Source organism: Hymenobacter sp. 5317J-9 (assembly GCF_022921075.1).
Taxonomy (GTDB): Bacteria; Bacteroidota; Bacteroidia; order Cytophagales; family Hymenobacteraceae; genus Hymenobacter.
Genome location: NZ_CP095050.1, coordinates 3343574 through 3365571 on the forward strand (window position 1 = coordinate 3343574; position 21998 = coordinate 3365571).

General features: G+C 63.2%; 12 protein-coding genes. 2 read left to right on the top strand and 10 right to left on the bottom strand.

Annotated elements, in window-relative coordinates:
* Positions 1–8: 8 nt before the first annotated feature.
* Positions 9–4709, bottom strand: coding sequence for a T9SS type A sorting domain-containing protein (locus MUN81_RS14205; protein ID WP_245111383.1), 4701 nt, complete (start codon positions 4707–4709; stop codon positions 9–11).
* Positions 4710–4761: 52 nt separating this feature from the next.
* Here MUN81_RS14205 and MUN81_RS14210 point away from each other — a divergent pair, with 52 nt between their 5' ends.
* Positions 4762–5073, top strand: a complete 312-nt coding sequence (locus tag MUN81_RS14210; protein ID WP_245111384.1) for a hypothetical protein — start codon at positions 4762–4764, stop codon at positions 5071–5073.
* A 739-nt stretch (positions 5074–5812) separates the two neighbouring features.
* On the opposite strand, the gene MUN81_RS14215 is transcribed toward MUN81_RS14210, so the two are convergent.
* The 3 genes from MUN81_RS14215 to MUN81_RS14225 all read right to left on the bottom strand — a co-directional run bounded on the left by MUN81_RS14215 (position 5813) and on the right by MUN81_RS14225 (position 9269).
* On the bottom strand, positions 5813–6997 hold the full coding sequence (locus MUN81_RS14215; RefSeq protein WP_245111386.1) for a glycosyltransferase family 4 protein: 1185 nt from the start codon (positions 6995–6997) through the stop codon (positions 5813–5815).
* 294 nt (positions 6998–7291) lie between these two features.
* Positions 7292–8044 (bottom strand): LytTR family DNA-binding domain-containing protein, encoded by a 753-nt coding sequence (locus MUN81_RS14220; RefSeq protein ID WP_245111388.1) that lies wholly within the window; start codon positions 8042–8044, stop codon positions 7292–7294.
* 103 nt (positions 8045–8147) lie between these two features.
* Positions 8148–9269 (bottom strand): sensor histidine kinase, encoded by a 1122-nt coding sequence (locus MUN81_RS14225; RefSeq protein WP_245111389.1) that lies wholly within the window; start codon positions 9267–9269, stop codon positions 8148–8150.
* 322 nt (positions 9270–9591) lie between these two features.
* Here MUN81_RS14225 and pulA point away from each other — a divergent pair, with 322 nt between their 5' ends.
* Positions 9592–11577 carry a type I pullulanase gene (pulA, locus tag MUN81_RS14230; RefSeq protein ID WP_245111391.1) on the top strand — a complete coding sequence of 662 codons (1986 nt, stop codon included), beginning with the start codon at positions 9592–9594 and terminating at the stop codon, positions 11575–11577.
* Positions 11578–11798: 221 nt separating this feature from the next.
* On the opposite strand, the gene MUN81_RS14235 is transcribed toward pulA, so the two are convergent.
* From MUN81_RS14235 to MUN81_RS14260, 6 genes are all read right to left on the bottom strand, one after another.
* The gene (locus tag MUN81_RS14235) at positions 11799–14468 is read right to left on the bottom strand and encodes a glycoside hydrolase family 3 C-terminal domain-containing protein (RefSeq protein WP_245111393.1); all 2670 of its coding nucleotides are present in this window, start codon (positions 14466–14468) and stop codon (positions 11799–11801) included.
* Positions 14469–14671: 203 nt separating this feature from the next.
* Positions 14672–16018, bottom strand: a complete 1347-nt coding sequence (locus MUN81_RS14240) for a family 43 glycosylhydrolase (RefSeq protein WP_245111395.1) — start codon at positions 16016–16018, stop codon at positions 14672–14674.
* 147 nt (positions 16019–16165) lie between these two features.
* On the bottom strand, positions 16166–17725 hold the full coding sequence (locus MUN81_RS14245; protein WP_245111397.1) for a glycoside hydrolase 43 family protein: 1560 nt from the start codon (positions 17723–17725) through the stop codon (positions 16166–16168).
* Positions 17726–17739: 14 nt separating this feature from the next.
* The gene (locus MUN81_RS14250) at positions 17740–19044 is read right to left on the bottom strand and encodes a glycosyl hydrolase family 8 (RefSeq protein ID WP_245111399.1); all 1305 of its coding nucleotides are present in this window, start codon (positions 19042–19044) and stop codon (positions 17740–17742) included.
* A 41-nt stretch (positions 19045–19085) separates the two neighbouring features.
* Positions 19086–20042: a glycoside hydrolase family 43 protein gene (locus MUN81_RS14255; protein ID WP_245111400.1), complete on the bottom strand. Its 957-nt coding sequence runs from the start codon at positions 20040–20042 to the stop codon at positions 19086–19088.
* Between the two features lie 65 nt (positions 20043–20107).
* Positions 20108–21967, bottom strand: a complete 1860-nt coding sequence (locus MUN81_RS14260; protein ID WP_245117398.1) for an alpha/beta hydrolase-fold protein — start codon at positions 21965–21967, stop codon at positions 20108–20110.
* Positions 21968–21998 lie beyond the last annotated feature (31 nt).

Genomic DNA, 21998 nt, shown 5'->3' on the forward strand with positions numbered 1-21998 from the left:
TTCGATTACTATTGCTTCTCGAATTTCTGGACGCTGCGGCCGGCCGGGGTTTGCAGTTCCAGCAGGTACAGGCCGCTGGGCAGCTTGTCGACGGCCACTTTGGCCGTGCCGGCTTCGGTGGTGCCTTGCAGCAGCACCTGGCCCAGCTGGTTGAGCACGCGGTAGGGCGTGGCGGCCTCGGCAAGGAAGCTAATGGCGGTGCTGGCGGGGTTGGGGTAGAGCAGCAGCTTGGTAGTTTCGCCGCTGCCGGCCACGGTTACCACCGGCGAGAAGGCTGCGGTGCCGTCGTTGTCGACCTGTCGCAGGCGGTAGTAGAGGAGGCCGGCCGGGGCCGACTTGTCGAGCAGGGCGTAGGCCGTGGCTTTGCTGCTGGTGCCCTGGGCCTTGGCAGTGGCCACGGTCTCGAAATCGCGGGCATTGCGGCTGCGCTGCACCTCAAACCGCTCGGCGTTTTTCTCGGTGGCGGTGGTCCAGGTCACGGCCACGGCGTTGTCGGCTTGGCGCTGGGCACCGAAGCGACTGAGTTCTACAGGGAGCGGGTTGATGCTTTGGAAGAAGTTGACTTGCGAGTTATCGTCGGTGGCACCAAAGGTGAAATCGGAGAAGCCGCTGAACTCGCCCGAGGTGAGCGTGCCCGCTGACGGCGCGCCGCCGGGCCCATTGTCGGGGCCGGTGCTGGCGTTGGTAGCGGCGCGGCCAATATTGGTCCAGGCGCCGGAGGTACCGCCATCGCGCTTGGCAATGACCAGGGCGGCATTGCCCGGGTTGTTCACGTAGTCGTCGCTGCCAAACGTGAGGGTAATGTTGCCGGTGAAGCCCGACCCGGGGTTAGAGGTGGTGACGGTGTAAAAGCGCTTGGTGGAAACGCGCGTGAGGTCGGGCAGCGCTCCGCCGGTGGCGAGCACCCGGCCGGTGTTGAGTTCGGTTTGAGACGCGGTATAAGTGGCAATGCCGGTCTGGGTGCTGGCCGTGAGCGTAAGCGGCCGGTAGATGGTGCCGCTGCCGATGGGGAAGAGCGTGGCGCGGGCACCGGCAGCCGTGGCGCGGGCCATCGGCCCGTTTACGAAGCTGCTGGCGCTGCCGCCGCTCAGGGAGGCGGCGCTGCCCAGCGACAGCAGGTTGGTAGCGGTGGTGGTAATGATGCCGTTAGTTAGCGCGAATGCACCGTTGACGGTCAGCGGTGAGCCCAACACTGCCGAGCCGTTGGTGGTACGGTTCAAGGTCAGGTTGTTCAGAGTTTGCGCGCCCGGTGCGAAGCTGAGCGTGCCCAGGGCGCCGGTGCCCAGCACCGTGAGGCGGCTGGTAGCCGAGCCCGCCAGGAAGCCATTGCCCGACACGGAGCCGGCCAGCGTGAGCAACTGGCCGTTCAGGTCCAGTTTGCCATCGGTCAATGCCAACTGGTTTTCAACCGTAACGGCTCCCGACTGCGTGGCTTGGCTGCCGCTGTTCACGGTAACGTTGTAGTAGCTACCGGCATTGACGGTGGCAGCGGCGGCCGCATACGCCGGATTTCCGACCACTACCCCCCAGCCCGTACCCATGCGGAAATTATCCAGCGTAAAGTTGGGGTTGTTGGTATCGCTCTGGCGGATGCTGAAGCTATTGATGACGCTAAAGGTATTGCCCAAAGTCACCGTTATCATTGGCGTGCCTGGTTCCTGGCTCAGGTTGCTTCCTGCGGGCAGCACGTATAGGCTGAACTTATCCGCGTTGCCGGTAGCGGCGCTGTTTTCCACCTTCAGCACCATCAGTTGGTCGGTGTTGAGGCTGAATTCGGTGGGGGTGGTTTCTGAAATGGGGGTTTCGTTGCCTGCCGCCAGCTTGTAGGTATACCGCGCCGGCGTAGAGCTGGGCACCCGCGCAATAACGACGTGGCCACGGAAGCTCGTTGTGCCGCTGGTCCGGAACGAGAAAATGTAGTCGCTGCCGGTAATGTTCTGCACGGAGCTCACGTTTATCAGGGCAGCGGCGTAGAGGGCCGTGGCACCGATTGGCACCGTAACGGCCCGGTAAATGGCGTTGCCGCTGCTTCCAAGCACCTGCGCTTTGTACGACGTGCCGCCCAGCGCGAGAATGCCTTTCGGGTACATTGCATCCGTAATGTTGCCGGTTATGGTCGCACTGGTGGCTGTACCGGTCCAGCCGTTGGCATTCAGGTTGCCGGTGTAGTCAAAATCGTCTTCGGCCAGTAGCAGGCCGGGGGCCACAAGCACACTGCCGCTCACGGCAACGCTCGCGCTGGTGCTACCCACTACGTTGGTCACGTTGCCGCTCACAGTACCTTGGCTGGTACCCGTGAGGCGGACGTAGACAGTTTGGCCGGCACCGCCCGATACAGCGGCGGCAGTTGCCACCACCGAAGCGCTGTAAGTAAGGCCGTCGAGCGAAACTTCGTAGCCGGCGGGGGCCGTCACGGTGGTGGGCGAGACCAAGCCCGTACCGGTTAGGGCATACGTCTGCGCCAGGGAGGCGCTGCCGAGGGTGGTGGAGAAACCAGCCAGCGAAGTGGGCGTGGCCGTTAGCGTGGGGGTTGTCACGTCAATCTGCACCTCGTTGCTGGTGAGCGTACCGCAGGAGCTATACACCGATTGTACGACTACATAATACGTGTTCGGCGTCGTGAAATTGGGCACGTAGGTGAGGCCGGTAGCCCCGGCAATGGCCGTGTAGCCACTGCCCGACGTGGTGCTCACGAACCACTGGCGCGAGAGAGCCGCGGGCGTTTCGGTGGCCGTCAGGGTGGCCCCGTTCACACCAGTGTTCAGGTTTTGCGTGGCGATGGGGGCAATGCTTACGCTGGCATTCTGTACGGCAAAGGCCGACGAAACCGTCCCGATGCTGCCATCGGAATTAACCACCCGCACCCGGTAGCCCGTGCCGCTGGCCGTGGCACCGGCAATGGTGGCCGTGATGGAAGTAGCCGTGCTGCTCGCCGTGGCGAGGGCCACGGGCGTAGCAAAGCTGCCGGTGGCGTCCGACAACTGCACCGAGAAGGTGCCCGTGGCGGCCGGGCCGGCGGTGGTGTAATTCACGGTAATGTTGCTGCCGGCGCAAGCCGGCGTGGGGCTCACCGCGCCGGTGTAGAGGGTGGGCGTGGTCACCGCCGCCACCGTGCCGTAGACCACCACGCCATCGGTTGCGCCGCTTTGGGCCAGGTACATATTGCCGTTGGAGCTGACGTAGCCATATAGACGGAAATACAGCTGACTGACGGTGCTAAGCGTACTGCTGGGAGTGAAGGTGAGCAGCGTGGGAGTGGTTGAATTGGTGGTGATGCCTTGGGTGCCCAGGCTCGTGTAGCCGGTGGCAAACGAGGCATCGGTGCTCACCAGCAGCTCAAGGGTTTGCGGGCCGGCGGTAGTGCGGTAGGCATTAATGGTCACACTGCTCACCGTGGCTTGGTAGCCTGTATTGGGGCTGATGCTGAAGGTAATATAATCATCATTGTTCTGCGCAGCAGTCAAGTTTGCCGAGCTCCAGCCATTGTTACCAAACAGCCCCGTGCCGGTGCCCACGGTGCCCACGCCCGCGCCGCGCGTAATGGCAGTGGCGGTGGCATTGGTAGCGACGGAAGTAGCAGGTGCCGAACCGGCGTTAGCAGTAACCGTAGTCAGGTTGTAGTTGGCCACCGACGGAGGAGCGGGCGTCGTGACCGTGCCGGTCACGGCCACGTTCTGGCTGGCGCTGCCGCTTACGTTGGTCACGTTGCCGCTGGGGCTGCCGGCCGCGCCACCGGTCAAACGCACATAGATGGTGGTAATGGCCACCGTACCGCCTGCCTGCGCCAGGGTCAGGCTGGGGCCGAAGCCACTGGCCGAAGCCAGCGATACCTCGTAGCCGGCAGGGGCTGTCACCAAAATGTCCGCCGTCAGGTTGGCGCCGCCCACTGTGTAGGTACTTGGGGCCGAAGGAGTGCCCGTGGTGGTGGCGAAGGCGGCCAACGAGTTGGTGCTCACCGAAACGGTGGGCACGGGCGCGGTCACGGTACCGGTCACGGCCTTGTTGACGGTGGTGGCGTTGGTGCTGGTGTGTGCGATGTCGCCGGTGTAGGGGCTGCCGCCGGTGGTGGCAGTAGCAGCCAGGCGCACGCTGATGGTGGTGTTGGCCACTGTGCCAGCACTGGTTTGGGCCACGACGATGGCCGACGACGAATATGTGGGCGTAGCGCCCTGGCCAATTTCATAGCCGGCCGGCGGCGTCACTGTGATGCCGTCGGTGCCATTGAGGTTGGCGCCGCTCACCGTATAGGTCTGGGCACCCGACGCTGTTCCTTCGGTAGTGGTGAAGGCGGTTAGCGCCGCGGTCGACACGGTGATGGTGGGCGTTGGGGCCGCCGTTACGCTGCCACTCACCGTGACGTTGGTGGGCGCGGAAGTACCGCCGCCCGTTACGGCAACGGTTTCGCTGTTGTAATTCCCCACGGCCAGGCCAGCCTTGAGGCGTACGTAAATATTGGTGTTGCCCAGTGTGCCGCCGGCGGTATTGGCGATGGTGGCGGTGGCGCCAAAGTCCGTCGAAAGCGTAGTCAGCGACACTTCATAGTCAGTGGGCGCGGTAATGGTAATCGCACTGGCGGCCGTTAGGTTGCTGCCGCTCAGGTTAAACGACTGGTTGGCCGAAGGACCATTGCCTACTATATAGGTAAAGCCCGTGAGCGAAGTGGGGGCAGCCGTGAGGCTTGGGGTAACAGTCGCAAGGGTGCCCTTCACTGTGATATCATCCACTACCCACCGTTCAGCAGCGTTATCGTTAAGCAGTGAAATGCGAAAACGCATATTTGCGGTCGGGGTAATTCCCGTAACCGAGAGGGTGCTGGAGCTAGTCGATGAACCACCAGCTGCCGAAATAACAGCCGTTGGCGCATTATTCCCATCATATGAAGTCGATGAGGCACCCGTTGCAGAAAAAGGCCACGTCGCATTTGAATTACCAGCTAAGGTCAGTTCAGAAGACCAGTTGGCCCCGCCATCAGTACTGATTTCAATTTTAACATTATCACCATTGTCAGCCCCTTGTGCTAGGGTGCCGAATGAAAAGGATGCTACCCGCACGCTCAGCGAGACGCTGGTGTAAGAACTAGTGTTAATGTCAGCATTTGAGGTAATAACTGCTGCGGTAACACTACCCGTCCCTGTTCTGGCGTAGCCGGTATTAGTTGAAGAGAAAAACGGGCTATTAGCAGGCTTATCAGCCGTTGCTGATGAGTTTCCCGTGACGAAAGCCCCTCCTGTACCCGAAAGTGCTACGGTTGCAGTTGGAGTAGCGGGCACGGTTTCAAAATCCTGAATGGCAATTGTCGTCTGCCCCCACCCTACCAGCGGTAACAGTAGCGTCATCAGCAGCGCCACGCCGCGGCTGAAAAAGGCGGTAAAATGAGTACGGGTTGGGTGCATAAGTAACGGGGTTTTAGGTAACTAAAAAAACACTTTTGGCTAGGCGCACTGCCTGTAAAATTAGGGGGACTTCATAGGACTCCACCCATGCCAGGCGTTACCAAAAGGTTACAATCCCGGGCAGTGCAAACCGGAGTGCCGGGATAGTGCCGACAGCGGAAGCCTATAAAGGCATAATCCATTTTAAAATGAATTAAAAATGAAGACCACAAAAAAAGCCTCCGCGACGGCGGAGGCTTTTTGGGGAAACGCGTGGCCGGCGGCAACGCCCACCTGGCGCTTCAAACGTTTGTGCCTGCCATTCCGGCTCCGGCGGGTGGGCGGGACGCTGCTGCCAGCGGCGGCAAACCGCTGGGTGGGTGGCCGCGGCCCGCGGCCCCATCCGGTTGAGAATGGCAGGACTTATCTCGGTGTATAGTTCAGGAGTGGGCCAATGCCGGCGCAAATGCAGCGGTGAGGGCCGCGCCGCGCGCCGCTTTGGCTGGGGCCGGTGCGGCGGCCCGGTGCAGGGCAGCCAGCACGTCTTCGGTGAGGGCGCACTGGCGCTGGTGCGAGTAGCGCCAGCGCTCCATGCGGGCGCGCTCCACCCGCTCGCGGGTGGCGGGCACGTCGTCGAGGCTGCGGCGAATGGAGCGGGCACAGGCGGCCACGTCGCGGTGCAGATAGAGCAGGCCGGTGTGGCCGTGCTGCACCAGCTCCACGGTGCCGCCGGTGGCGGCCGCCACCACGGGCACGCCGGCGGCCATGGCCTCCAGGGTCACCATGCCGTAGGTTTCGTTTTCGGAAGCCAGCACAAACACGTCAATGGCCTGGTAAAACACCGCCGGGTTAGCCCGAAAACCCCGGAAATGCACCTGGCCTTCCAGCCCCAGGCGCTGCACCTGGGCCTGCAGCTGGCGCAGGTAGCCGTCGCCCTCGTTGCGGGTGGGCTCGCCCATGATGAGCAGGCTGGCGTGGCGGCCCAGTTGGGTGCACAGGTGGTGCAGCGCCTCAATTACGAAATCCTGCCCTTTGCCGGCATCAAACCGGCCCAGGATGCCTAATAGCGTCCCCTGCACGGGCAGGCCCAGCTCCTGCCGGGCCTCGGCGGCGGTGCGGCGGTGCGGGGCAAACTGCTCCAGCGGCAGGCCCAGCGGCACCACGTGCAGCTTGCCGGCGTCGAAACGGGTGCGGCGGGCCACCTCGCGGGCCAGGCCGGGCAGGGGCGTCAGCCAGGCATCGAGCTGGCGAAAACGCAGGGTGTGCACCGGGCCGCGCTTGGGGCGCCCCAGCTGCATGTGCTGCTGGTAGATGACGCGCAGGCGCCCGCCCATCAGGCCCTTCACGAAGGTGGCCAGGGCCAAGTCCTTGTTCTGCGTCACCACCAGCGTGTCGACCTGCAGGCGCTCCAGCAGGATTTTGAGCTCCCAGGCGGCCAGAGGCATGGCCAGCCCGCGGCGCACCCGCAGGGTTTCGAAGGGCACAAACCATTCTTCGGCCCAGTGGGCCAGCGGCGTGGCGGGCGGCGCAATAAAGGTGATGCGCCAGCCGCGCTCCTGCATCCAGCCGCTGAATTTCAGGCTGTTCAGCTCCAGCCCGCCCAGGCTGCCGGAGAGGCAAAGCACCGCCAGCTGCGGCCGGGATTCCGGGGCATGAGCGTCCCGGCCGAGAACGGAGTTCCCGGTGACAAAGTGTGGCAACATAGCTCAGAAAGACAAAAAGAGTGTGAGGGCAGCGCGGTAGAAAGCGGAAGAGCGAGGGGACGAAGGCGAGGGGCGGGCAGCGTTAGTAGAACGTCATGCAGAGCGCAGCGAAGCATCTCGCTCGCCGTCACTTTTATGTAAATGCGTTGCGCTGGCGAGATGCTTCGCTGCGCTCTGCATGACGTTCTTTTTACACAAGGTGCCGTTCCCTCCGCCTTAGGTCCAGCGGCTGAGAAACTGCAGGAAGGTGTCCTTGTACTGGTCGCCCACCGGGATGGTGATGGCGCCAATCTGGACGGTGAGGCGGCGCACGGCCTCAATCTTGTCGAGCGCCACAATGAACGAGCGGTGGATGCGCATGAAGCGCCGGGTGGGCAGCTTTTCCTCCATGGCCTTGAGGCTCATGAGGCTCAGCAGGGCGCGGGGCGTGCTTTTGAGGTGCACTTTCACGTAATCCTTCAGGCCTTCCACGTAGAGAATGTCGCTCAGGGCCACGCGCACCAGCTGGTATTCGGCTTTCAGAAACAGGTACTCTTCCTCCTCGGGGCCGGTGGCGGCGGGGGCGCTGGCGTGCTGGGAAGTGAGCTCGGCGTAGGCGCGGGCCTTGCCGGCGGCGCGCAAAAACTCTTCGTAGTTGAAGGGCTTGACGAGGTAGTCGAGGGCGTCGACGCGGTAGCCGTCCAGCGCATACTGGCTGAAGGCCGTGGTGAAGATGACGCGCGGGCCGGTGGGGCCCAGCACCCGGGCCAGTTCCAGGCCGTTCAGCTCCTGCATCTGAATGTCGAGGAAGGCCAGGTCGACCGCCCCGGGGTGCTCGTGCAGGTACTTCAGGGCCTCCACCGCGCTGCCAAACTTGCCCACCAGCTCCAGAAACGGCGTTTTCTGAATAAACGACACCACCAGGCCCAGGGCCAGGGGTTCGTCATCGACGGCGATGGTGCGCAGGGGCGGCAGAGCGGGTTGGTTCATATAAGAAAACGTCAGTTAAGTAAACGTTGTCATCCTGAGCGCCGCGAAGGACCTTCTCACGGCTGAACAAGTCGTTCCTCGGCGAATAGGTCCTTCGCGGCGCTTAGGACGACACGAGGGCCGGCTCAGGCAGGCTTACGGCACTTCCCTCCCCCACCGTCAGGGTGAGGTGCACCAGGAATTCGTTGGCCGGCGTGTGGTCGTCGACCACCAGCTCGAAGCGTCCGGGGTAGAGCAAATCGAGGCGGCGGCGGGTGTTGGCCAAACCGATGCCGTTGCTGCCGGCCAAGTCGGTGGAGGGCAGCGAGAGGCGGCTGTTGCGCACTTCCAGCTCCACCACGTCGGGCCAGGGCTGGCGAATGGCCACGTAGATGCGGCTGGGCTCGGTGGCCGCCACGCCGTGCTTGAAAGCATTTTCGAGGAAGGGCAGCAGCAGCATGGGGGCCACGGGCACGTCGCGCACGGGGTCGGGCCGCTCGAAAGTGACGGTGACCCGGTCGTCGAGGCGCAGCTGCATGAGGGTGATGTAGTCCTGCACGAAGGCAATTTCCTGGCTGAGCAGGGTCATGCCGCCGGCGGTGTCATACAGCACGTAACGCATCATCCGCGAGAGGCGGTGAATGGCCGTGCGGGCCTGCTCGCCGTCGAGCAGCGTGAGGGCGTAGATGTTGTTGAGGGTGTTGAAGAAGAAGTGCGGGTTGATTTGGGCCTTGAGCATGGACAGCTCGGAGCTCACGCGCTGCTGCTCCAGCGTCTGGCGCAGCTGGGCGTCTTTCTGCCACTTCTGCACCACCGTGATGCAGGTGCTGATGCCCAGCACAAACATGGTGGTGAGCAGGCCCATGGAATCGAAGCGGTAGCCGCGGGGGTTGAGCCGCGGACGGCCCGCCACGGCCTCAAACGCTTTGTTCATGAGCGCGGGCAGGTTGAGGGCCGACTCCAGGAACTTGCTGAACACCAGCACGCCCAGCGCGATGCCCACCAGCGACAAAATGAACCAGCCCGTACGCCCGGTGAACAGCAGGCGCGGCACCAGCACCTTGGCCGTGAGGTAGAACGTGGCCACCCACACGCAGAACATGAGCCCCTGCTTCAGCCAGAACTGCGGCGGCATGGTGAGCCGGCCCGTGAGCGGCTGAAACAACAAAAACGTGAGTCCGAACAAGCCCCACACCAGCACATGAATGAGCGGAGCGAGGTAGCGCCGGGGGGTGAGGACGGCCATAGCACAGGAGGAAAGCGAAACAAACATACCCGGTCCGATTTCCAAAACCCGGCCAAACCGACCGTAACCGGAATTGTATCGACGGCGGGGGCCGTTTTATCGGCCGGCGCGGGGGCGGGTTGAGAAGGCCCCGGCGCCGTCCCGCAACAGGAATAGCCTGTCATGCAGAGCGCAGCGAAGCATCCTCCCCGCTTCAACTAATCCAATCGTTGGAATGAAGGGCGCTGGCGAGATGCTTCGCTACGCTCTGCATGACTGCATTTATCAATAACCACAGCTGGTCAGCACTCTTCATTGAGTACAATTCCCGAACTTTGCCGTCATGATTCGCTCCCTCCTGTTGTTTGTGCTGCTATCTACTACCAAAACCCCGGCGGCGCCGCTGCCCGACTTCGGCAGCTACCCCGTGTACCGCGGCCCCGACCTCGGCCTGACCTGGCGCGGCCCCCAGGCCAGCCTGCGCGTGTGGGCCCCCACCGCCGAGGCCCTGCACCTGAAGCTGTACGCGGCCGGCACCGGCGGCGCGCCCACCGCCGACTACGCCATGGCCAAGGCCGAGGACGGCACCTGGACCTACGCCCTGCCCGCCGGCACCACCGGTTTCTACACCGTGCAGGCCACCATCGCGGGCAAGAAAATGGCCGAAGTGGCCGACCCCTACGTGCACGCCGTGGGCCTCAACGGCCAGCGCGGGGCCGTGCTCAACCCCGCCACCGTGAGCCCGCCCGGCTGGGCCGATGACCTGCGCCCCGCCCTGAAACAGCCCACCGATGTCGTCATCGGCGAAGCGCACGTGCGCGACCTGAGCATGCACCCGCAGTCGGGCATCACCCGCAAGGGCAAGTACCTGGGCGTGGCCCAGCTCGGCACCCGCGGCCCCGAAAACGTGACCACCGGCTTGGAGCACCTCGTGGAGCTGGGCCTGACCCACGTGCACCTGCTGCCCACCAACGACTTCGCCAGCATCGACGAAGCCGCGCCCGCCAGCGCCAACCGCTACAACTGGGGCTATGACCCGCTGCACTACTCCGTGCCCGAAGGCAGCTACGCCACCAACGCCGCCAACCCCAGCACGCGCATCAGCGAGTTCAAGCAGATGGTGCAAAACCTGCACAGCCAGGGCCTGCGCCTGGTGCTGGACGTGGTGTACAACCACACCGCCGACGCCCGGCGCAGCTCTTTCGAGCAGCTGGTGCCCGGCTACTACTACCGCCACAACCCCGACGGCACCCTGAGCAACGCCACCGCCTGCGGCAACGAAGTGGCCTCGGAGCGGCCCATGGTGCGCAAGCTCATCGTGGAGTCGGTGGTGTACTGGGCGCAGGAATACCACGCCGACGGCTTCCGCTTCGACCTGATGGGCGTGCTCGACGTGGAAACCATGCGCGCCATCCGCGTGGCGCTGGACCTGCAGGACCACAGCATCCTGCTGTATGGCGAGGGCTGGACCGCCGGCCCTTCGCCCCTGCCCGAAGCCAAGCGCGCCGTGAAAGCCAACATGGGCAAGCTCGACCGCATTGCCGCCTTCGGCGACGAGCTGCGCGACGGCGTGAAGGGCCACTACGCCCGGCAGACCGAGCCCGGCTTTGCCAGCGGCCAGGCTGGCCTGGAGGAGAGCGTAAAATTTGGCATTGTGGCCGCCACGGCCCACCCGCAGCTCGATTTTACCAAGGTGAACTATTCGAAGGCGGCGTGGGCCAACTCGCCGGCACAGGCCATCAACTACGTGGCCTGCCACGACGACATGGTGCTCTGGGACAAGCTCAAGGCCTCGAACAAAGGCGCTTCGGAAGCCGACTTCATCAAGATGGACGTACTGAGCAACACCATCGTATTTACCTCGCAGGGCATCCCATTTTTGCCGGTGGGCGACGAGTTTTTGCGCACCAAGGGCGGCGCGCACAACTCCTACAATCTGCCCGACAGCGTGAACCAGCTGGACTGGGCCCGCAAGGCCAAGTACGCGGGCGTGTATGAGTTCTACCGCAAGCTCATTGCCCTGCGCCGGGCCCACCCCGCCTTCCGCCTGCCCACCGCCGAGCTGGTGCAGCAGCACTTGGAGTTTATGCCCAGCCCGGCCGGCACCATTGCCTACCACCTGAAAAACCACGCCGGCGGCGACCCCTGGCAGGACATCACCGTTATTTTCAACGGCAACCGCTCGGGCATGGGCATCTCGCTGCCGCACGGCACCTACACGGTGGTGCTGCGCGGCAACGAAATCAACCAAGAAGGCTTCGACGTGCTGGAGGTGATGAGCGGCGTGCAGGTGCCCGGCAGCTCGGCCATGATTCTAATTCGGCAATAGCCGCTGCTTAGGCACCGCCCGCCGAGGTAGAGACGCATACTTGCGTCTCGTTGTTCGCGCCGTTAGGCAATCATTTTAAGCAGTCGTGCATGAGTAATCGACTATCCTGGTCCGACCGCCCTAGGCGGTCCGACCGGCGGTGCCTTTTCCATAAGGTTTCTTCTGGACGACTACTCAACCATCGTTCAACGACGAGCCGCAAATAGGCGTCTCTACCCCAGTCAATCAATCGCCACTTGCGCACCGGTCAGGGCCAGACTGGTTTTCTGCACGCGGCCGGCGGCCACAGCGGGCGCCAGGGGCTGGCTGCCGCCCACAAACACCTGCACGGTGCCGGGCATTTCCACCCGCTTGGCCTGGGCATTGAGGCGCGAAAGCTGGCGCGGCGTGAGCGTGAAGGCCACCGTTTGCTTAGCCCCGGGGGCCAGGTTGATGCGGCGGAAGCCTTCCAGCGCGTGGCGCGCCATCCGGCCTTGGGCGGCCCCGGCGTGCCGTACGTAGAGCTGCACCACCTCGTCGCCGGCCCGGGTGCCGGTGTTCTGCACGTCCACACTCACCCGAATAGGCTGGCCGGTCACGGGCTTGCTCAGCACTTTCGGGTTGCTGTATTTGAATGTGGTGTAGCTCAGACCGTGGCCGAACGGAAAGAGGGGCTCGCCGGTGAAGTAGCGGTAGGTGCGGCCCGCCATGCTGTAGTTGTCGAAGGCAGGCAGCTGGGTTTCCGACTTGTAGAACGTCACCGGCAAGCGGCCAGCGGGGTTATAGTCGCCGAAAAGCACGTCGGCCAAGGCGGTGCCGGCGGCCTGCCCGCCGTACCAGGTGTTGAGAATGGCCGGCAGGTTCTGGGCTTCCCAGGGCGTGGCTAGCGCGCTGCCCGTCATCAGGACCAGCACCACGGGGCGGCCCGAGCCGTGCAGCACCTTCAGCAGGTCGGTTTGCACCTGGGGCAGGCCGATGGTGGTGCGGTCGCCGCCGCTAAACCCGGGCACCTTCACGTTCATCTCCTCCCCTTCCAGCTTGGGCGAGATGCCGCCCACAAACACAATGGCGTCGGCGTCGCCCACCTTGGCCAGGATGTTGGCCGCGTTCATGGGCACCACTTTCGCGCCGGTGAACTTGAGAATGGTGCGGCGGTCCACCTGGTAGTATTCCAGGCGAAGGTTCAGCTGCTGGCCGGCCGTCACGTTCAGCACGTGCTGGTTAGTGCTGAAGCCGCGGCCCTTCCAGGCGTCAATCACCAGCTTGTCGTCCACGAACAGCCGGTAGGCGTCGTCGCCGCTGATTTGCAGGGCCAGTTCCTCGGTAGCGGCCGGGGTGAAAGTGGCCTGGTAGCGGGCCGAGAAGTTCTCGGCGGGCAGGCCCGGCGCCACTTCCATCTTCACATTGGCCAGGTAGCGGTCGAGGCCGGCTTCCTGGCGGGTGACCACGGCCGGGCCTTCCAGGTTGGTGCCCTTGAAGTATTCGGCCTTGAAGCCCGGCTGCCCGTTGTAGGCCAGGTTTTTGTTGATATCGAGCGGCTCGTACACCGTGTTGCTGGCGTAGTCCACGCCTTGCACGTACACCACTTCGGTGCCCTTGCCCACCTTGGCCCGGATGCCTTCCAGCGGCGTCACAATGTTGGTGGCGAAGCCGTTGTAGTTGCCCAGCTGCACGTCCTCGCGGTCGGCGTTGGGGCCGAGCACGGCAATTTTCTTCAGGTTTTTGCGCAGCGGCAGGGTGCTTTTCTCATTCTTGAGCAGCACCACCGACTCGCGGGCCATGCGCAGGGCGTGGGCCTGGTGCGGGGCGCTTTCCACCACGCTCAGCGGGATTTGGGCGTACTTCACGCGCTCCACCGGGTCGAACATGCCCAGCTGGAAGCGGATTTTGAAAAGGCGCTTCACCGAGGTGGTAAGCTGCTGCTCGGTGATGAGGTTTTTCTGCACCGATTCCAGCAGGGATTTGTAGGTGAACAGTTTGCCAGTGGCGCACTCCAGGTCGGTGCCGTGCAGCACGGCGTTGGCGGCCGCGGTGGCGGCGTCGGGGTCGGTTTTGTGGTGCTGCCAGAAGTCGTTCAGGCCGTCGCAGTCCGACGTCACGTAGCCTTTGAACTTCCACTGACCGTAGAGAATGTCGTTCATCAGCTTGTCGGAGCCGCAGCAGGGCTGGCCGGCGTAGGCGTTGTAGGCGCACATCACGCCGGCCACTTTGGCGTCCACTATCAGGTCGCGGAAGGCCGGCAGGTAGGTGTCCCACAGGTCGTAGTCGCTGATTTGGGCGTTGAACTCGTGGCGCGACGACTCCGGGCCGCTGTGCACGGCAAAGTGCTTGGCGCAGGCCGTGATTTTCAGATACTTCGGGTCGTCGCCCTGAAAGCCTTTCACCAGCGCGGAGCCCAGCTGGCCGGTCAGGTAGGGGTCTTCGCCGTAGGTTTCCTGGCCGCGGCCCCAGCGCGGGTCGCGGAAAATGTTGATGTTGGGCGTCCAGAACGTGAGGCCCTGGTAGATGCCCCGCTCGCCGCGCCGCACGTACTCCTGGTGCACGGCCCGGGCCTCGTCGGAGGTCATGGTGGCCATTTGCAGCATGGCGTCCTTGTCAAACGTGGCCGCCATGCCGATGGCCTGCGGAAACACCGTCGTTTTCATGCTGGTGCGGGCCACGCCGTGCAGGGCCTCATTCCACCAGTTGTAGGCCGGGATGCCCAGCCGGTCGATTGCCGGCGAGGCGTTCAGCATCTGCGAAACCTTTTCGGGCAGGGTCAGGCGGCCCACCAGGTCGTCCACGCGCTGGTCGATGGGCAGGTCGGGGTTCTGAAACGGGAATTCGACGGCCGGCTTGGGATTGGGATTAGCAGCCGGCTGGGCCCCGCTGGTGAGCAGGAACAGGCCGAGTAAAGCAGTAGCGAGTTTCATTCTGGAGAGAAGAGAGGCGGATAAAAATCGAAAGAGCAGCATGTGCCTGTGGCTGATAATTTGCATGAGTCAGCTAAAAAAACCGACTGAACGATGTAGAGACGCAATATTTTGCGTCTCGTCGTTGAGGGGTGAAGTGTGAACGATGCTCGAACGGCGCGGCCGATGAGACGCAAAAAATTGCGTCTCTACATCGTTCTAATTCACTCAAAGCGCACCCAATCCACATCCACTGTCGCCCCAGACTTGGGCGCCACATAAAGCGTGTGGGTGCCGGGCCGGATGGTCCCGACCGGCGCTTTCACTTCCTGCCAGGCGCTGCCCTTGGGCACGGTCACTTCGGCCACCACGGGCCCCGCCGGGTTATCCAGCCTGATTTGCAGGGTGGCGCCGGCGGCCGATACGCCCCGGAGCACAACGGCTTTCACCTTTTGCGGGCCAAACGCGACGCCGTTGTACTGTACCCAGCCGCCCCCTTCGGAAAAGACTGTTTTCCAGCCCCGGAAGGTGTTGGCCGTGTCCAGAAAGGCAATGGCAGCGCCCTGCGGGCTCAGGCGGCTGTAGCGGTCGAGCTGGATTTTCTGGCGGGCATCCGTCAGGCCCACGCCGCGCAGGGTGGGCGTCACCTTCCGAATCGAGCCATCGGCGGCGAAGGACAGGCTGTCGATTCTGACGGAGCGATTCTTGTCGAATTTCGGCGACAAATCGTTGTGGTGGTAGAACAGATACCACTGGTTGTTGAATTGCGTGATGGAGTGGTGGTTGGTCCAGCAGCCGGTCGGCGACTCGTCCATTATCACGCCCTTCACCGTGAACGGCCCCAGCGGGCTGGCGCTGGTGGCATATTCGAGGCGCTCAGTCTTGTTCGCTACGTGCGGGTAGGTGAGATAATAAATGCCTTTGCGCTCAAACACGTACGGTCCCTCCTTCAGGCCTTTGGTGGGCAGCTCGCCCAGGGTTTTGGGGTCTTCGGCCAGTTCCAACATGTTCTCCTTCAACCTGGCCCCGAAGATGTTGCCCTGCGACCAGTAGAGGTAGGCCTGGCCGTCCTTATCAATAAACACGTTGGGGTCAATGCCGCGCACGCCCTTGATGGGCAGCGGCTGCGGCACGAAGGGGCCGGTGGGTTTGTCGGCCACGGCGACGCCGATGGTGAAGCCCTTGCTGATGGTCGTGTCGCGGGGCGCGGAGGGGAAGTAGAAGTAGTACTTACCGTTGCGCTGGATGCAGTCGGGGGCCCACATGCTGTAGCTGTCAGGCTTTACCCAGGGCACTTTGTTTTGGGTGACGATGACACCGTGGTCGGTCCAGTCGGTGAGATTGGCGGAGGAGAAAACGTGGTAGTCCTCCATCACAAACCAGCCGGCCCGCCCGTGCCCGGGTGTGGCTCGGATGTCGTGCGAAGGGTACACGTACACCCGATTGCCGAACACACGGGCCGTAGGGTCAGCGGTGAACTGGTTGGTGATAAACGGGTTCTGGGCGTGGGCAGAGTGCAGGCCACTAATTAGTAGGGCCGCCAGCAGCCTGTTTTTCGCGTTCTGTATCATAAGTTCGGGTTGGATGCTTGTTCTGGCGGGGCGCCTCCCCCCCCGGCCCCCTCTCCGAGAGGAGAGGGGGAGCCTGACGATTGAACCGTTGAACGCACCCCTCTCCTTCCGGAGAGGGGCTGGGGGGGAGGCGCCCCGGTAGCGCAGTTATTGAATGCGGAAGTAGTCGAAGTCGGCGTAGCCGCCTGCAGCCTGGGTAGCATAGTTGAAGAGGCCGAACCGGTAGCCCATAAAGTGCGGCAGCGTGTAGGCCATTTTGAGGAGTTTGCCCACCGGCTGCCAGGCCTTACCATCGAGGCTGTAGAAGAAGGTGGCGACATCGCGGCGGTCCTGGAAGTCGCAGGCTATTTTGAAATACACCTTGTCCTGCGTCAGCGGCAGGCGCTGCAACTCGACGGGCCTTTCCGACTCGGCACTGACCATCACAATGGCCTTGCCGCCCGGCCCCGCCTGCACGCCCACCAGGCCGTAGCGCTTCTGCAGCACCCCGAGGCCGGCAAAGTCGCCTGCTTTCAGGTGCGACACGTCGAGGGCCGTAGTGCCCGTGCACGCCGGGCCGATGGTGCGCTGCGTGAGGGTGTTGCGGGCCATCACGAAGGACGTATCGACGCGCCCGGTTTGCAGGCGGAGGTAGCCGGGGCGCTTGGCCACGGACCATAGCGCATTGTCGGGGTTGTGGTTCCACTGCCACACCAGCGGCAGGGGCGGCTCGCCCTTGCGCCTGCTGAATTCATCGGAAGCCACCAGACCGGGTATCAGGGCCCGGTTGGCGGGCAGGGGCAGTGTTTCGGGCACTTTGCCGGCGGGGCTACCCAGCACCGGCCAGCCCCCCTCCCACTGCACCGGCACCAGGTACGGAATGCGGCCCACGGCGCCATAGTCGCGGAATAAATAGGCGTACCACTTGCCCTCGGGCGTGTCGATGAGGCCGCCCTGGGCCACGCCTAGGTCTTGCAGTGCCACCCGGCCTTCGTAGGGGCCCGTAAGCTTGTCGGCCCGGTGCACCACCACGGTGCGCATTCCGCCCTTCGGCCAGGTGATGTTGAAGAGGTAGTACTTGCCGTTGATTTTGAACAGCTGCGAGCCTTCGGCCGGCAGGTTGATGGCGCTGGGCGGGCCGGCCGGGGCGCTGGCATTCTCGATGATGACCTGCGGGCTGGTGCCCGGTTTCAGGCCCGATGCGTCCGCGGTAAGCTCGGCCAATTGGATTTTACCCGCGCCGAACACCATGTACACGCGCCCATAGTCGTCGAAAAACAACGAATGGTCGTGCAGGCTGGGCCGGAAAGAAACCGCTTTCCAAGGCCCCTTCTCGATGTTTTTTGTGGAATAGACGTGGGTTTTGCCCGTGGTCTGGGCAAATGTGCTCACGTAGTACGTGCCTTGGTGGTAGCGCAGGCTGCTGGCCCAGGAGCCGCGCCCGTAGGTGCTCCGGCCGTTGGCTAGCGTCATGGCGTCGTTGCCGGAGAGGGTGTCGTAGGCGTAGCTCACCAGCTTCCAGTTCACCAGGTCCGTCGATTTCATGAGGGGCACCCCGGGGCTCATGTGCATGGTGGTGCTGCTCATGTAGTAGGTTTTGCCCACCCGAATGATGGACAAGTCCGGCACATCGGCATACACAATGGGGTTGTGGGCCTGCGCCCACGCTTGCGGCCGTAGCCCCAACATCCCCAGCCAGGCCAGCAGTAGCAACAGGTAATTCTTCATAGGTTGCTGGCCGATTAGTGCGTTTGGGGCTTAATCACCTGGTATTTGCCGCTCAGGTGCATCAAGCTGAAGAGGTAGAGCAGGCCGTCGTAGTAGGGGTCGAAGTAGCCGTCTTCATAGGGCGCCAGCCTGGCATTCCAGAGGGCGTGCACGAAGTCCAGCTGCGGCGGGGCGGGCTGCATGAGCGAGGCCGCGGCCGAGGTAGCTACCAGGCCCAGCGAGTGGCGCAGCTTCTTCACCTTGCCCGCCGGCAGAATGAAGTCCGGCCGCGAGCCATCCACGTTGAACTGGTCTTCGAAGGTGCTGACCCCTTTGCTGCGCAAAAAGCCCTGGAAGCGCTGCGCGTACTGCTGCTGCCAGCGCCGGTCCTGGCCAAACCACACGTAGTCCATGGCAATGTTCATGGGCACGCGCCAGGAGTCGTAGCGAAACGCGGGCGGCGCCCACTTGGTGGGGTGAGGTTGGCCGCTGAATTCGGTGTAGTCATAGTTAAGGCCCGTGGCCGCAGCGCAGGCGCGGTGCAGAAACGCGCGCGAGGTATCGGCGCAGGCGCGGTAAAACCGCTCGTGTCCGTCCCGGGCGTATTCGGCCCACACTTCCAGAAAGGCGGGCACGTGGTAAGAAGGGTCGGTCCAGGTGTACATCTCCCCCACCGGCACGAAGCTTATCTGCCTGGCCTTGGTGTTGAAGAGGTTGTACACGCCGCCGGTGCCGTCCTTTTTCCAGGAGGCGTCCAGGATGCGGCGGGCCTCCTGGTAGTAGTTGATGCCCGTGGCGTTGCCCCAGCGGTTGGCGGCAAACAGAAGGCTGGTCACGAAATACAGCTCGCCGTCGGAGGCCGGTCCTTCCGAGTTGCGCTTCATGGTGGCCGGGTTGAAGCTCCAGGCAAAGTAGCCTTCCAACGGGCCGCTCTGGTGTTGCAGGTACTTCTTCGACCAGCGCCAGAGCCGGTCAAACACCTCTTTTTTGTTGAGCTGCACGGCCACCATCATGCCGTAGGACAGGCCCTCGGTGCGGGCGTCCTCGTTCTTCACATCCGATACGTAGCCCATGGAGTCGCCCACGGCGAAGTACACCTTATTGGGCCCCTCAAATACGTCGTGGTAGGCCTTGGCCACCTTCCGGTCGATTTCGGCCTGGGTATAGCCCGCCTCCCGCAGCAGGCTGGGGTACTTGTTGGTGTAGAAAGCTCCTTTGCTGGCCGCGGGGCGTGGTTTTCCCTGGGCTTTGGCCCGGCCAGCCGATAAGTACACGAGGCACAGCACCAGCAGGCAAACCTGCCTGCCAGGGCTAGAAAGACGAAAGGAATGTTTCAGCATGAGGAAGGCGGCGGGCGGCGGAAAGAATGATTGGGCGGACGTTATTTGACCGGCGCCACGCCACTGGTGGTCTGCACGATGGGCTGAATGGTGCCGTCGGGGTTGTAGCGCAATTCATCCACACAAATGGAGCGCCGGTAATTGCCGCCGGTGGGCAGGGCGCCGTTGTGGTAGAAGAAGTAGCTCTTGCCCTTGTAGTCGATGATGCCCGGGTGCGTGGTAAAACTATTGGGCACGTTTTCCTGTATGATGCCGCGGTAGGTCCATGGTCCAGTGGCGCTGGGGCCCGTGCAATACTCAATCATTTCGGGCTTGGTGCCGGCGCCGGCGTACACGAGGTAGTACAGCTTTTTGCGCTTGTACACCCAGGGGCCTTCGATGTAGTTCTTGATGTTCAGCACCGTAATGGGGCCCGCCAGCTCCGTCAGGTTGTCCTTTAGCTTCACCCAGCGGCAGCTTAAGTTGCCCCAGTACAGGTAGGCCTGCTGGTCGTCATCAATGAAAACGGTGGGGTCGATATCGTCCCAGGCGTGCGGCTTGTCCTTGGTCATCTCGTTCACAATAAGCGCCTTGCCGATGGCGTCCCGGAACGGGCCGGTGGGCCGGTCCGACACGGCCACGCCAATGGCCGCGCCGCCCTGGCTGTGGTCGTCTTTCTTGTGGAAGGTGGCCACAAACCAGTAGAACTTGCCCTTGTGATACACGCACTGCGAAGCGTAGGCATCGCCGGTAGCCCAGGCAAAAGTTTTAGGGGACAAGCGCTTGCCGTAGTCTTTCCAGTGCACCATGTCGGTGGTGGAATAGATGCGCCAGTCCGGCATCTTGTAGTTGGTCTCGCTAACCGAAGCCGTGTCGTGCCCGGTGTACAGAAACAGCGTGTCGTGGTACACGAGCGGCGCCGGGTCGGCCGTGAACACGTCGCGGATAATCGGGTTTTGCGCCCAAAGCGAGGCGGTGGCTACGCAGGCCAGCAGGCAGGTAAGCAGGATGCTTTTCATGGTAAAGACAGCAGGAATGAAGGAGTTGACCGGCTTAATAAGGCCGGCCAGGGTGCATAAATCGCCTAAAACAGCTTCTGGGCAAACAGGTACAAATCGTGGCGCCACACGGGCCAGGTGTGGCCGCCAGGGTACTCGCTGTAGGCGTACTTGATGCCGAGCTCGTCCATTTTGGCGCGCATCACCTTGTTGTTGGCGTAGGCAATGTCTTCGGGCCCGCCCATCGAGAGCCACAGCTGCTTGAGGTTGGTGTTGATGGTGCCGGCATTGGCCTTCATAAAAGCATACTGCGGGTCGGACAAGGCCGTGTTATTGGCAAAAAATCCCGAGCTGAACACCCCCAGGTACTGGAACAGGTCGGTGTTCTTAATGCCAGCGTAAAGCGTTTGCAGGCCGCCCATCGACAGGCCAGCCAGGGCCCGGTTCTCGGCCCCGGCGGCTACGCGGTAGTTGGTTTCCACCACCGGCAGCACGGTTTGCTTCAGCTCGTCTTCAAAGCGTTTCAACGTGGGCTCGCCGAAGCCGGCCAGGCCGCCGGGGCCGCCCATGTTGCCGTCGAGCATCACCACGAGCATGGGTTTGGCCTTTTTATCAGCAATGAGGTTGTCCAGAATCAGGTCGGTTTTGCCTTGCTTGGCCCAGCCGGTTTCGTCCTCGCCGCCGCCGTGCAGCAGGTACAGCACCGGGTACTTGGCGGCCGCGTTGGCGTCGTAGCCCGGCGGCGTGTACACGAAAAACCGGCGCCACGAATTGGTCACTTTGGAGTAGAACCGCCGCTCGCGCACCTCGCCGTGGGGCACGTCGCGCAGGGCGTAGAAGCCGGTGCCGCGTCCGGGAATCTCGATGCCGCTGGCCATGCGCCCCATGCCGTAGAAGGTGTCGCTGGCGGGGTCGGCCACGGGCAGGCCGTCGAGCAGCAACGAATAGTAGTGCAGGCCGCGGCTCAGCGTGTCGGTGGTCACGGTCCAGGTACCGGTGCTGTCCTTCACCATGTCGTATTTGCGGACCAGGTCCAGCTGCGCCTTCTGCACGCCGGGGGCTTTCAGGCGGAACACGGCCCGGTTGTCGGGCAAAATCTGCGGGTACTTGGCGTTGCGCACGTTGGTGGCAGCCGGCGCGCCCAGCACGGTGTAAGTGGGCAGCGCCGCCACGTCCACGGGCTTGAAAAGCTGCTGCGAAAACATGTACAGCCCGTTTTTCCAGACCTTGAAGTCGTGCCCGCCCGCTTCGAGGTAGTACACGTGCGGCACGTTGTTTTGGTAGAAGTAGTCGTGGGTGCGCTGGCTCACGGGCAGCAGGCCGTCCTGGTCGCCGCACGAAATCCAGAGCAGCTTCAGCAGCTTTTTGGCTTTGGCCGGGTCGGGTACCAGCTGCTCGGGCTGCCGGGTGTTGGGGGCCGACGAAAAGCCGCCCACCCAGGCGAACTTGTCCAGGTTGCCCAACCCGAAGTTCAACGACTGCCCCCCGCCCATCGACAGCCCGGCCAGGGCCCGGTTTTCGCGGTTGGTGAGGGCCGGGTAGTGCTTTTCGACGTAGGGAATGAGGTCGGTGAGCAGGTCTTTCTCGAAGTTGGCAAACGCGGCCACCTTGTCCGGGCCGTAGATGTTGCCCACGGCGCGGTCGTCCTTCATGGCCCGGCCGTTGGGCATCACCACCAGCATGGGCTTCAGCTTGCCGGCCGCGTACAGATTATCCAGAATCACCTGCGGCCGCCCGCCTCGCAGCCACTCCTTCTCATCACCGCCGATGCCGTGCAGCAGGTACAGCACCGGGTACTTCTTCTTTTTCGAGTAGCCCGGCGGCGTGTACACCAGCGCCTTGCGCACCGTGCCCACCGTTTTCGACGGGTAGCTGATGCTATCAATCCGGCTGGCCGCAATGCCCGCCGTGGGCTGGTCGAAGCCCTTGGGAGCTTCCATCACCATTCTTTGGGCGAAGGCGTTGCTTGCCAGGGTG